Annotated in this window: 9 protein-coding genes; 1 reads left to right on the forward strand and 8 read right to left on the reverse strand. The window is 38.4% G+C overall.

Features of this window, described 5'->3' with window-relative positions; translation table 11 throughout:
• The first annotated feature begins 88 nt into the window (after positions 1-88).
• The gene (locus F580_RS0102610; protein WP_019026142.1) at positions 89-1,456 is read left to right on the forward strand and encodes an MATE family efflux transporter; all 1,368 of its coding nucleotides are present in this window, start codon (positions 89-91) and stop codon (positions 1,454-1,456) included.
• Positions 1,457-1,475: 19 nt separating this feature from the next.
• On the opposite strand, the gene F580_RS0102615 is transcribed toward F580_RS0102610, so the two are convergent.
• The 8 genes from F580_RS0102615 to F580_RS0102655 all read right to left on the reverse strand — a co-directional run bounded on the left by F580_RS0102615 (position 1,476) and on the right by F580_RS0102655 (position 13,171).
• The gene (locus F580_RS0102615) at positions 1,476-1,979 is read right to left on the reverse strand and encodes a phosphatase domain-containing putative toxin (RefSeq protein WP_026301204.1); all 504 of its coding nucleotides are present in this window, start codon (positions 1,977-1,979) and stop codon (positions 1,476-1,478) included.
• Positions 1,980-1,993: 14 nt separating this feature from the next.
• Positions 1,994-3,709: a glycoside hydrolase family 30 protein gene (locus F580_RS0102620; RefSeq protein WP_245560577.1), complete on the reverse strand. Its 1,716-nt coding sequence runs from the start codon at positions 3,707-3,709 to the stop codon at positions 1,994-1,996.
• Positions 3,710-4,018: 309 nt separating this feature from the next.
• Positions 4,019-4,858: a LytR/AlgR family response regulator transcription factor gene (locus tag F580_RS0102625; protein WP_019026145.1), complete on the reverse strand. Its 840-nt coding sequence runs from the start codon at positions 4,856-4,858 to the stop codon at positions 4,019-4,021.
• A gap of 27 nt (positions 4,859-4,885) precedes the next feature.
• Positions 4,886-6,034 (reverse strand): sensor histidine kinase, encoded by a 1,149-nt coding sequence (locus F580_RS23825; protein ID WP_019026146.1) that lies wholly within the window; start codon positions 6,032-6,034, stop codon positions 4,886-4,888.
• 43 nt (positions 6,035-6,077) lie between these two features.
• Positions 6,078-7,031, reverse strand: coding sequence for a glycoside hydrolase family 17 protein (locus F580_RS0102635; RefSeq protein ID WP_019026147.1), 954 nt, complete (start codon positions 7,029-7,031; stop codon positions 6,078-6,080).
• On the reverse strand, positions 7,028-7,966 hold the full coding sequence (locus tag F580_RS0102640) for a glycoside hydrolase family 17 protein (protein ID WP_019026148.1): 939 nt from the start codon (positions 7,964-7,966) through the stop codon (positions 7,028-7,030). Before F580_RS0102640 ends, F580_RS0102635 begins: the two co-directional genes overlap by 4 nt.
• Positions 7,967-7,975: 9 nt before the next feature.
• Positions 7,976-11,434 carry a hypothetical protein gene (locus tag F580_RS0102645; protein ID WP_019026149.1) on the reverse strand — a complete coding sequence of 1,153 codons (3,459 nt, stop codon included), beginning with the start codon at positions 11,432-11,434 and terminating at the stop codon, positions 7,976-7,978.
• A gap of 237 nt (positions 11,435-11,671) precedes the next feature.
• The gene (locus tag F580_RS0102655; RefSeq protein WP_019026151.1) at positions 11,672-13,171 is read right to left on the reverse strand and encodes an MFS transporter; all 1,500 of its coding nucleotides are present in this window, start codon (positions 13,169-13,171) and stop codon (positions 11,672-11,674) included.
• Positions 13,172-13,334 lie beyond the last annotated feature (163 nt).

Genomic DNA, 13,334 nt, shown 5'->3' on the forward strand with positions numbered 1-13,334 from the left:
GACATGATAGATGATATTTCTACTTATGTTCATCATGTCACATTATTATAAAATAGTCAGAGTTTACATTTGGCAATAGCGCATAACCATGGCAATAGATAATCGAGTTTCGTTAAAGCAATGTATTAAACTTGCTTGGCCCATTTCCTTGCAAAGTATTTTAGTCACCATGTTGGGTATGACTGACATTATGATGGTGGCACATTTGGGTGATGGTGCCATTGCTTCGGTTGGTTTAGCTAATCGAATACAATTTGTGGTACTCATTATAATGTCTGGTTTGGCAACAGGCGTGGGTATTTTGGCCGCTCAATATTACGGTGCGGGAATCATAGCCAAGATCAGAAAAATTATTGTCATGACCCTGATTATTGCGGTGTTGGCCTTAATTCCCATTTTGATTCTTAATTACTTTTTTGCCGCTGATATTATTCAGTTAGCAACAAATGATGTTGAGGTGATTAATACCGGCGAGCGTTATCTTTGGCTGACCATGCCAAGTTTGCTGTTTGTTGCTGTTATTATGATTTTTGAAAATGCCTTACGCGCCATCGGGCAAGTTAAATTACCAATGCTACTAGGTATAAGCGCTATATTTTGCAATATAGGCTTAAACTATTGGTTGATAAATGGTGGTTTTGGCATTGACGCTATGGGCGTATCTGGGGCAGCTTGGGCGACAACAATTGCCCGTTGTCTTCATGCCTTCTTGTTAGTGACTATCTTGATAAAGTTACGCCATCAGATATTCCCCTTTAGTATAGCTTTGTCATCGTTAAAAAATAGCGGTGACTGGTCTCGTTTATTGCTTTTGGTATGGCCTTTGATGGTCAGTTTTGGCGTGTGGTCATTAGGAACTTTTATCTATCAATTGATTTATGGCCGAATAGGTACACAAGAGCTTGCGGTGATGAGTTTGTTAGCACCAATTGAAGGTTTATTGATTGCTTTCTTTTTTGGTTTTGCCAGTGCCTGTTCGATACATGTCGGTCAGAGCTTAGGCCGAAATGATTTTAGCCAAGCTTGGTCGATGGCAAAAAATTATGCCATTAGTGCTCCTATAGTCACTTTTTTTCTTGCCGTGTTAATCATTCAATTTGAGTCAGTACTATTTAAGCCTTATGAAAATTTATCAACAGATACCTTGATGCTTGCGGGGGATATTTTTATATTGATTGCTTTTGGCAGCTGTCTTAAAGTGTTTAATATGACAGTCGCGATGGGAATATTACGCGCGGGTGGTGATAATAAACATTGTATGTTAATTGATATCACCGGTATGTGGATATTAAGTATTCCACTAACTTTTTTAGCGGCATTTTATTTTAACCTACCAGTGTTTTGGGTCGTTGTTGTTGCTTATTCAGAAGAAGTTTGTAAAGCTTTTATGTTTGTTAGTCGCATGAAAAGCAAACGTTGGCTACGTAATTTAACCGCCGATAACCATGGCGGCTAAAGCTATTACCTTAACTAACCTAAAGTGCAGCAGTTACTTTCGAGTTTAAATAGTCTAATTGGGCTGAATTTATCAACGATTTTGGTCTGATTTTTTGCACTTGGCTTATAATTTCTTCATAAGAGTAGCCTAAGTCAAGCAATATTAGCGCAATAACCAAGCCTGTTCGGCCGGTACCACCTTTGCAATGTACCGCAATAGTGCCTTGATTATTTAATACGGATAATATCTCAGCTTTATGCTTCAACCAGTTACTTTCAAATACTGCTGTTGGCGCCTCGTCGTCAATGATCGGTAATTGAAGCCAGCTTATTTTGTGCTGTTCACAGATATCAGGTAATTTAGTTAGCTGATTTTTTGACATTTCTTGGTCAAACATTAAAGTCAATAATACAGACGTGCCTGCTTGTTTTAACTGTGTTATTGAGTCTGCTAAATTTGCGCCTTTGCTGCCAGGGCAAGGGGTAAATATTAGCTGGGCGCCATTTTCTAGCGGTAATATATCAAAAGGGTGTGTATTCATTGCTAGTCTCGACATTAAATTTTAACTCTAACGGTTTGCAGCGCATTAGCTGCGATGGTTATTTCAGTATATTGACTGCCAATCTGTAAAGCGTATTTTATTGGCTTTTTAGTGGTATTTAATAATTGCACACTCACTAGCTTGTCATCGTTAATCGATGCACTGACATGTAAGTCATCATTTTCAAGGCGGTCTAATTGTCTATCGACTTGTATGGCATTATCACCTGGACGTATGGTTTTACTAAATTGCGCCAATATATAATAAATGGGAGTGTAATAAATTTCGCCAGTCTCGGTATCAATCATAATAGGTGCGCCGCAAAAATTACCAACATGATTAGGGCCGCCATGACTATCCAAAACAATATTCCAGTCAATCCATCCTTCAACCCAATGATCTAAACTGACAATAATATTTCTAGCATAACGATGCACGGGAGTATAAATAGGGTGGTCTTGCGTCTCTGGTGCCCATGTTGCCGTATAAGCCCAGTCAGTAGCATTAGCATTCCACCAAAAATCATCGTTATTAAACCAATTTTCTTCTTTAAAACGAATAGGATCCAATATGCCTTCCGGGGCATCTTTACCTAGATCATCTATGGTGCCCTCCGTGTGGATAATGGAAAAGTTGGGGTATTTATCATGAACTCTATCAAATACATCTTCATTAACCTTAAAGGTGCTTTCATACCAATGTACTGCTGCGCCATCAACAAACTCGGCAACTTCTTTATCAGCAAAAATCACATCGGCCCAATGCTCAAGACCATCTCTGTTTTGATCATAAACAAGTAATTTCACCTCTTGGTGCTTGCTATGCTTTAATTTAGGACCTAAGTGACTCTTAATAAATGCACTTTGACTTTCAGCAGTAAAATGCATACTTTCCCATTGACCATTATTGCCGTGCGGTTCGTTAACCGGTGTTAGTCCCCAAATATTAACCCCAGCGGCTTGATAAGCATCAAGGTATTTAATGATGTAATCAGCATAGGTACCTAGGTATTCTGGCTTCAGTGCACCACCCGTACCTTGATAATTATTCTCTGGTGTGCCAGTAATATACCAATCTTCGATATCTTTCATCCAAGGTGGTGCTGTCCAAGCCGAAGCTATAATTCTTAAATCTTTATCAGTTTGTTTATTCTTAATGGCTAGGGCTTCTTTGATCATTGGTAATAAATCAAAGCGGCTATTTTTAATACCTGGGTAGTCAAGGGGACTGAAACCGTCTTGATCAACCCCAATGTCAAAGTGAGTTAACTCAGTATCATCTTTAACATCGGCATATGAATACTTTCCGGTAACTGAAAAATCAGTTGCGCCAATAGGCGTTCGAGCCAATGAAAAGTTAGCGCCTTTTTCACTGTATATATTTTCCATAACCACAAGTCTTTCTTTATCGGTTAGATGCGCTAACACAAAGGCTGATGACTCCGTAAAGGAGGTACCAATACCAATGAGTTTTTGTTTGACAATATCAGGTCTGATAATAATCACAGTACCGCTTGCTTTGCCGTTTTGAAATACTACGTTTTGTTGACTGGTAATCTTATCTCCAGCTTCACTGGTCAAAAGAATTTTGCTGGTAGCCGTAATAGCATAATTTATGTCAGTATCGGGATATATCACTTGTTCGCCTTGATGTGGATAACTACAACTGACTAATGCAAGGGTGGACAAAGCAAAGAGTAAATTAGTATTTTTAAAATTTTTTATGCTCACTTTTACCTCAAATGTTTTTATCATACGTAGATATTGAATGACCGTTTAAAGTTCGGAAAATAAGCGATCTCCATTTACAATGAGCATCACTATCTAACAATCAATTTCTCAAAACAAATCGAATGAGGCAAAGCGGACTTGGCTTGCGGCAGGTTGGAATGATTGAAAGAAGAGATGAAATAAGGCGTTAATTACATGAATATATTTGACAAAAACCAGCTAACAAATACTGAATTATTTATAGGTAGATGTTGATAGCTAGCGTTGCAAAATGGCAGGCGTATGCTTGCTATGTCTGAACAATACGGCTTAGTTATTCATTAAATAACTTTTAATTGTTTTACAGTAATTGCGACTTACCTTTATCTGATCAAATTCACCTAGTTGAAGAAAGTACTCACCCTTAGTATGGGGAATAACTTTTTTAATGTAGTTGAGATTAACAATAGTAGATCTGTGTACTCGTTTAAAAATGGTAGGATCTAATTCGTTTAATAAGGTTTTTAACGGACAGCGTTTTATATGGGTTACGCCCTTTACATGCAAGCAGGTATAATCACCTGCGGCATCAATCCATTCGATTTCAGACTGTTTTAATAGTGTCATACCATCTCGATCTTTAATCACTATCTTGTGCTCTAAATCGCCAATGCTGTACGGACTGCTGTGGGTATCTCCGGTCACTGTTTGTGAGCCATGGTTATTTATTGTTGCTATTGCACCAATAATCTTGGATTTTTGCTCCATTATATTTTGTGCAGCTGACTTATTTTCAAAACGCGAAACAGCTCTACTTACTGCTCTTTGAATATGCTCTTCATCAATAGGTTTGAGAATATAGTCCACCGCATGAACATCAAAGGCCTCAAGCGCATATTGCTCATAGGCGGTAGCAAATATTATTAGCGGTAATATATCTGCTTGAAGTTTTTCAATAACGCCAAAACCGTCAATACCCGGCATCTGTATATCGAGAAAAACGAGGTCTGGAGAATAATCATGAATGGCTTTAATGGCTTCTCGACCATTTTTACATTCTGCAATGATTTCAATATTTTTTTGTTTATTGAGCTTTGAGCGTAATAGCTGCAAAGCTAAAGGTTCATCATCAACGATGATGGTCTTTAGTCTTTTATTCGAAATTGTCATCTTAGCTATATCCCCTAAATAATGTTGTCAGTTTGAGCTAATATTCGTTTGGTACTGACACGGAATATCGATAATGGTTTTTAGTGCGCCTGAATGATTCAAGCTCATTTTAAATACGTAGTTATTATCATAAATAAGCTTTAATCTATTATTGATATTATGCAAACCTACACCGGTAAAATTGCCAGAAGTTAGCTTATCAATATCTATGTTTTCAGCTGAGCCAGTATCAGTTAATTCAATGATAAGTCTGTCATTAGTAACATTTGCGCTGACTTTAATTGCACCGCCATCTTCATTTTTTGCAATGACATGTTTCATTGAGTTTTCTATGATAGGTTGCAACAATAAACTGGGTATTTGAGCGTTGTTTGCTTGCTCTGCAATTGAGAAATTGAATTCAAGACGCTCACCAAAGCGGGTTTTTTCGATATCTAAAAACAAGTTTAGCATGATGATTTCTTTTGCTAAAGTCGTGCTAGTATCTGGATCCCCTTCAAGTGAGTAGCGTAAAAAATGGCTTAATTTTATCGTTACTTGTTGTGCTTTTTTATGTTCTTCACCTTCAATCAAAGCATTAATAGCATTGAGGGTATTGTACAGAAAGTGCGGATTGAGTTGATAACGTAGCATTTTCATTTGGGCATCTTTGGCCACTGACTGGGCTTTAATTCTTTTAAGTTGCTCTTTTTGCGCTTCAGCTTCGGCGCTTACTGTGGCACTGTGTTCAAATTGCAATAATTTGTAATACATAGTTAAGTAAAACAAACCTATCCAACAAAGAAAAATAAAAATACTACCAAAGTACCAGCCACCAAGATCGGCCCAGATATCTTTTTCATCTGTCATATACATGAAGGCATTCATTCTTAGTATGGTCCAAACAAACGAGACTAGCAGCACTGAAATTATGCTGCTAATAATTCGAACTTTAATAGAATATTGCCAGATTTTTACCAGCAACCAATACAAGGGTAAAGAAAGCAGTAGGCCGATAAAGGCTTGAAATAACATGTGGTTAATGTGAGACCAATCATCTGGTCCGTACCAGAGTGTTAGAGTAAATAGGCTGATAAAACAAATAAATAGCCAAAAAACCAGCTGAGTAAGGCAAAATTGATAAAGAGGTTTATCAAATATAGCTTTAAGTTTTACTTGGGTGGTATTATCAAACACTGTTTATTCTCAAATTATTACCTTGGAGCTTTCATATTATTACTTAAGCTACCTCAGTGCACAGACTATCTTTAATTTTGTTAACTTTATTATATAACTCTTTCATCACTAGCTTTGGCGTGCGGTCGACGTTGAAAAGTCCCCAATGTTTCTCTGGCTCTTGTGGATGAGATGAGCCTTTCCAAGGTTCGTCAAAGGCTTCAAAAACATAGGTTAGAATGTTTTCTTGGTCAGTCCATGCCAGCAGTTGTTGATAATAAGCAGCTTGTAATTCTTCTGAAGCATTCCACGTTTCTATACCTCTGCCATTAGATGCTGTAGTCCAGCCCGCTTCAGTTATTACAACGGGGGTATTGGGGTAGTGATGGGCAACCGAGTAGTAGTTCTGCTTAGTATATTCAATGGCATCAGCCATGGTTTTATATTCCCAAGCAGGGTAAGTATGAATAGAAATAAAGTCTAATTCGGCTACCAATGCTTCGAGTTTATTAGTCCAAGGCACATAGTTTTCACAAAAGGTGACCGGTTGCTCTATATTACTTTTAATCAAGCGCACGTAGTCAATAAGGTTTGATACAGGCACCATATGGTCAGTCCAATCAACACTGGCTTCATTGCCAACGGAGACGGAGTTAATTATTTGCGGATACTTTTTAGTTAATATAATCAGTTTATTAATTTGCTCAATATTTGCCTGACGATTTTCACTTAAAGTTTTTTCGCTAAATTCTGCTCCCCAAGGACAGTTAGGGTTAGACATTTCAGCCGCCATATCTACCCCTAACATAATTTTAAAATCTAGCGCTTCATTGTTAATCACTTTCAGTACAATTTCAGCATGTGGTCCACAATCATATAACCTAAGAAAGCGCCAGTTTTCAGCCAAAATAAGTAAGTCTTCTTTTATCTCTTCATAACTTGGGTAAATAGCTTCTCTGGGATTTTGACCTTCACGATAGCCTGAATAACAAATAGCATTGCCATGTTCTAACTTCATTGGTTTAATTCCTGTTCTTTAATATCTGTTTGTTGCTTGTTAGCGATCGTACCATATTTTAACTGACCGTCTTTATTCCACAGGCCCCAGTAGGCACCTACATCTCCTTCATCTTTGACTTTCCATGTTTCATCAAAAGATGAAAAATAAAAAATGTCTATGTTGTCTTCTTCTGCCCATAGATAAGTATTGATAAAATATTTCATTGCATTGTCATACGAGGGCACGGCACCGCGTTCTGCCGTACCAATATTCGGCCAACCTGTTTCAGTAATAATAACTTTTTTGCCCTTTGCCGCTTTAAGTACACGACGATACATGTCTTTCATATAGAGCAGGGAGTAATCAGCAGGGCAGCCTTCCCAGAATGGATAACAGTTAGCTAATATGACATCACAAAGTTCAGCAACACGGGGGTGATCTTCAAATTCATAATAGGCATCTACATAACCTACTTCGACATTAGGTACTGCCGCTTTAACTCGCGTTATGTAATCAAGCAATTGCTCTTCGGTTAAATCTTCGCGCAGCAATACTTCGTTACCCACGGCGAGAATATCGGCATAACCATCTTTTGCCAGTTTGATGGCATTTTCAATTTCTATTTCATTGTTTTCAAGGTCATCGTCTAACCAGACGCCGACCATTGTTTTCAAACCATAGGATTTAGCTATTTTTGGTATAAGCTCATTGCCTTCGGTACATGAAAAGGAGCGAATCCAATTGATGTTGGCCTTAATGATTTGCAGGCGTTGATGTATTTGGCTTTCACTAATCTGAGAGCCAGGGCCTTGGCCTTCCAGGTAAGGGCTAAAAGCTATACCATGTATTTTTTGCGCTAAAATATCGCTGGCAATTGTTTGCAGTGCTGTTTTATTCAATTGCTCAAAACAGACACCAGCCAAAGACATGTATTTATTGTATTTTTTAGACATAATTAACCTCTATTCGCTAAATAATTGCTTATTTGTTAACGTTAAAGTTAACTGTTTAATTTCACCGCTACGTAAAAATAGTTCATGGCTACCTAATGCTGGCACTATTAAGTTTGTCTGTACTTGTTTCGAGCCGTCATGGAAAAGAATCTCTAACTGTGATGGTGCATTATCATCAAGTCGATAAACAATAGGTACTTGGCACCACGTAAATGCTAAACAGCCCTTTGCCAGCTTAAGCTCTTGCCATTGGTCATGGACATCGAGGTAGCGAAACTTCTTTTCTTTTGATAAAAATTCGCATGCTCTTAGCAAGTCTGGTTGAAAATGCACTTCACCCTTAATAACTCTTAGTCCTAGCTCACCAAAGCGAGAAAGTACTTCTTCTTTTACTTGTCCTGTCATGCCAGGTTGCTGAGCGCCAGCATGTTTTGGGGTATGAGAGTAAGGATCACAGGGGAAAGCGCCGTATTCGCTTGGCGTTTTATTAAAACCTATGCCCGCACGAATTTTATAATAATGTTGGCCAAGTTCATTGATTGTCTCTGCATCAGCACCTTGGTCAATGGCGCTGAAAAAGCTTTCTTCAACAACCAACATGAGTTTAGAAACCATGTGCCAATAAATGCAGCCAAGTCCTTCAAAACCAAACATACCGCCAGATCGGCCGGTAAATGCTTTATGGTTAAATACTTGTTCGTAAATAGCCAATAATTGCGGGCGAGGGTCAGGCACTTGAGTATATTGCTCTGATAAGTCATCTAGTTGCTTAATTAAAAACGATGCGTTGGTGATCTCGGCATTAAAACGAAAGCTATTATCATCATCACGAATAATTATTCGCTGGTCATTATTTTTCAGCATGGCTTGCAATATAGAGCAAGACTCGACCAATTTTGCATCAATTATATTTTTCTCGAGAAAACTTGGTAGTTCTCTATCAGGGTAGAGCATGTAGGTGTTTTGGTCTTCACGATAGATATCACTTTTTGAGAGCGCTTCCAGCGTTGATACTGTTTCTTGGGCAGTAAAAAAACCAGAACTTAGTGCAGCGACTTGACCTTCAAGCATAGGGTACAAATTATCAATTTCGAGACTATCTTCTTTTAGCTCAAGTAAATTATAAGCATGGTATAAACCATCTTCGCGCTGATTTGCCTTGATTGAGTGATCAATGGCAGTTAACGCATCGGCGAGCATATTTTTGATATGGCTAATTGGCGAATCAGTTTTACCACTAAACCCTTCTTGTTGGTAAACTTTTCGACGATAATTACAAGCAGCCTTGCCAAGGGCAGTTAAGCTCTGATATCTAAGTTTTGCCGTTAATTTTTCATCGCTTGCTCTATCTATAAGTAATGATGATAAATCGGCTAAAGCAGCGGCTGTTTCATTTAGCCATTGATGAACCTCATTAGATAGCGAGACCGTTGCTGTTTCATTAACTATTAATTGCTGGAAGAAACAAAGGTAACGACGAACATAATACAAGGTCACCATAGAGAGACCTTGGCCAACCAAGGCGTTATTGGCATCATTCCATTCAGGTCGTTGGGTATTGAGCCAAATGCCACCATCGACAACAAAGTTGCCAAATTTACACAAGAGTGTTACCAGTAATTTTTCTAGTAGGTTTACATGGTAAACCTCATTATTAGCCGTTAGTACTAGTTTTCCATCCGCACCTAAGGTGATTACCCTAAGCTCAATTTTATCGGCTAATTCATTATCATAAATAACCGTGTTTTTGGCATTATCCAACATGTCATCAAAAGACTTAATTTTATAAGGCACATTGGCATAACTGAAAATAGAGTGGTGCAAAAGCTCATTCAATCGTTGCGGATGAAACTTACTGGACATCTCTAACATCTTTTGTAAATAAATTATTTGATGATCACCCCAGTAACCAATGTAACTCCACGGGTTGTCGGGCTCTTCTATTTCCCAATCAATGCCTTCTTTGGTTATTCGGTAAGGATTGTAGCCGTCCATTGTTGAAGCATTAACAAACTTGGCAATAATGTTTTCAATAAATTCAGGGTAGCTAAACGTTAATGCTTCCCAATTTTGAAAAATATCTCGCCAGTTACCTTGATAAGAAAGCAGACGATTATTATTTTCATCAACTAGTTTAATAGCAAATTGATTCCAAGGTCGGCTAGGATCACCATGGCGGCGACCAAAAGAGATGGGTAGATATTCATAACAAAGACGCTCAAGTTGGGCGTCGTCTTGTTGTTTAATAAGTGTTTTTAAGGCAGTGAAATCCTGTAACTTAGGCAGTGACATTAAGAACTTTTGATGTTTTTTATAGACGGCGTTATTGAAATGCTCAATGTTTTTTGCAAAATCATTAGCATCTATTTTATATTGCTGATCAAAAGTGCCACCACGCAGTATATTGAACAGCACATTGGCATAATGATGTACGGAGACATTTTCTTCATTGGTTGCTTGGAAGGCATCGCCACTGGCCATGATCCGAGCAAGTTCATCAGAGCCCTTGTCAATAGACTTAGTGATCGTTTTAAGTACCTTTTTAGGCTCTGATAGTTGATTTTTCAAGGCAACCGCTTGTTTTTGACTCTGTTCAATATTAGCGACTATATGCCAAGTTTCCCCAGCATTAGCGCCAAGCTCTACTCTGCTATTAACCAGGTAAGCACCGCGGATACCTCTTTTATGATCTTCTTGGCTGAGTGATTTACCTAAGACAAAATTTTCAAGTTGTTCACCTGATAGTAATATGTTTGGTTTTTCTAAGCCCAAGCAAAAAACAGTATTGGTTTTTAATGACTCACAAGGCTCGGCTCTGTCAGTAATGCCAGAATATAGGGTGAAAAATGCTAGTCCGGTTTTTTCATCAACTTCATTCCACTTGTAGGCATCCACTAAGTTACTTGAGTTGGTTTGGGTGAAAATTGGCGTACCTGCGGGCAATATATTTTGCAAGCCATCAACCAAATCAACGGTAATGGCTTGTGATGATAAATTTATTAATTCACACTGGCGAACAAAGCCATATTTTTCACAGGTTAACCAGGTATAACGAAAAGCTATTTCAAGGTCTTCATTTATTTCTTCAAAGCACAGTTTATTGCCGAGGATATTTTTATATAAATTACACTTAACAGAATAGTTTTTATCTTCAGCTCGGTTAAAAGGTTCCCATAAGTATGTTTTTGAATTTTTTTGTACCCGCAAAAGCGTTTTACAACCGGTGTGCGGCGTACTTTCGTGCAATTTATCAACAGTAATATACGGAAACAGAGCTGTTTCTGGTGAAACCCTACCCGCAGTTAAGCCACCTGTTGAAGAGACAAATAACCAGTGATCACTGTTAGAGATAAGGCTGATAAAAAATGGCGCCATCTTGTTGGTATTGTTAATTGCATAAAAACGTTCATTACTTAAGGTAATAAATTCGCCAGTCACTTGATTTTGGTCTGATAAACATTTATTCATTTTATTCTTCAATACTTATTTTTGGAAGCGCTTCCAGTTGAAGCGATAAAAAAAGCAAATTAAAATTTGCCGTATAGTTAACCTGCATACTTTTTAACATAGTCAAAACTAGAAATCTATGGTTATTTACCTAGGACTAGTGATAAATAACAAATAGAAAGGGCTGGTTCCCTTTCTACTTGTTTGTTTTTATTTGGATTTTCATTAGGATTTTTATTTATCCATTCTTGTCCAATTTTATGCGTTAGCCAACTCGCTTTCACTTGACATAGGCTTGTCATCTTGAGTTATTGACTTGCCACGCCTAGCTTCAAGCTTCTTGCGCACTTCAAGCGCCATACTTTCAGTAATGGGATAAGTAGCAACCATCCAAATAGCAAGCACTGAACAAAGTACAGGCACTAGCACATCAGCTAAACGCATGTAGAACAAAGTATCGGCTGCTTGGGCTCCGCCGAGGGCAACATCAAAGCCTGTGGCATTAAGCAAGAAGCCCCCTGCAGCCATCGCAGCGGCCATACCGAGTTTAACAACCCACCAGAATATTGAGCCAAACATACCTTCGCGGCGTTCACCAGTTTCCAATTCATCAAGGTCACATACATCAGCAACCATAGAACCCATCAGCGTAAATAATCCGCCTAAACCAAACGCAAAAAATATTGGTGGAATGAGCACTAACTGTGGATTATCAGGGGTAAAACAAATCCATTTCAACGCATAACCGAAGATAGATATAGCGATGGTAATGAAAAAGGCTTTTTGTTTACCCCACATAGTTGACATTTTAGTGACAATAAAAATAGAGCAGGAGGTGGCAATAAATGACACAGTACCAGCCCAACCAACATACTCAGCACCTAAGGCCTGATCACCACCAAAAACATAATAAATAATGACATAACTTTGGAAGGCAGCAACCATCATAAAACCGTTAAATACGAGAAAGGTTGCCCCGCATAGTTTAAGAAATGGCTTAAATTTAATGGTAATCAAAAAGCCTTTAAAGAAATCAGTCACTGCAGCTTTCATGCCTTTGGGCTGTGGTGGGCTAGTGATAAGGTCTTTTGACGTTAGGATTGGCGTAAAACGTTCTGAGAGGAATATTGCCGGTAAAATACCAATAAAAATGGTAAAGAGACCAATGATAACGGCTAACCAACCGGCACCTTCAATCATATCGCTAAAAAGCGTTTCATTTTGCATAAACAATAAAAACCAGGGTGCTACTAGCCAGGCAAATTGACCCATAAAGTTTTGCACGGCCATAATGCGGGTACGCTCGTGGTAATCGGGTGTTAGCTCATAACCTAAAGCCACCCATGGCGTAGCAAAAATAGTGTAAGCAAGATAAAAAATGGTTGAGCCGATCAAGAAGAACCAAAAGTAAAAATTTTCACTCTGGTCTCTGGGCAATTGCCATAACATGGCAAAAACAATACCCGATACAATTGCACCAACAAATATATAGGGCCGACGTCGGCCCCATTTTGATTTAGTATGATCTGAAATATAGCCCATTAGTGGGTCGGTAAAGGCATCGATAAAACGCGGTAAAGCACCCAATAATCCTACCAGGGCAGGGTTCATGCCTAGTCCTAAGTTAAGCACAATTGCCATGGTGACCATGGCCGCACCGAGTAAATTATTGACAAAGGCGCCTAAGCCGTAAATTAATTTTTGCGCCAGTGATATTTTATCTTTTGCTGCAGTTTGCTGATGTGTATTTTCATTCATATTTTGCTTACCGTGAAAATTAATGCTGAAAGAGATAGAGGTCTTTTCAAACTATTGAGTGAAATGTAGCTAATTTGTTAAGAAATCACAGTAACTAATTGCCGATCTTAAACAATTGAAAAGCGGTGAGTTGGTCAAATATGAGCGATGAGAGGGTAAAAAC

This window comes from Colwellia piezophila ATCC BAA-637 (assembly GCF_000378625.1).
GTDB classification, from domain to species: Bacteria; Pseudomonadota; Gammaproteobacteria; order Enterobacterales; family Alteromonadaceae; genus Colwellia; species Colwellia piezophila.

Coding starts and splice junctions, on each gene's coding strand:
- F580_RS0102610 (WP_019026142.1), top strand. CDS start 89: ATGGCAATAGATAATCGAGTTTCGTTAAAGCAATGTATTAAACTTGCT.
- F580_RS0102615 (WP_026301204.1), bottom strand. CDS start 1,979: ATGAATACACACCCTTTTGATATATTACCGCTAGAAAATGGCGCCCAG.
- F580_RS0102625 (WP_019026145.1), bottom strand. CDS start 4,858: ATGACAATTTCGAATAAAAGACTAAAGACCATCATCGTTGATGATGAA.
- F580_RS0102635 (WP_019026147.1), bottom strand. CDS start 7,031: ATGAAGTTAGAACATGGCAATGCTATTTGTTATTCAGGCTATCGTGAA.
- F580_RS0102640 (WP_019026148.1), bottom strand. CDS start 7,966: ATGTCTAAAAAATACAATAAATACATGTCTTTGGCTGGTGTCTGTTTT.
- F580_RS0102645 (WP_019026149.1), bottom strand. CDS start 11,434: ATGAATAAATGTTTATCAGACCAAAATCAAGTGACTGGCGAATTTATT.
- F580_RS0102655 (WP_019026151.1), bottom strand. CDS start 13,171: ATGAATGAAAATACACATCAGCAAACTGCAGCAAAAGATAAAATATCA.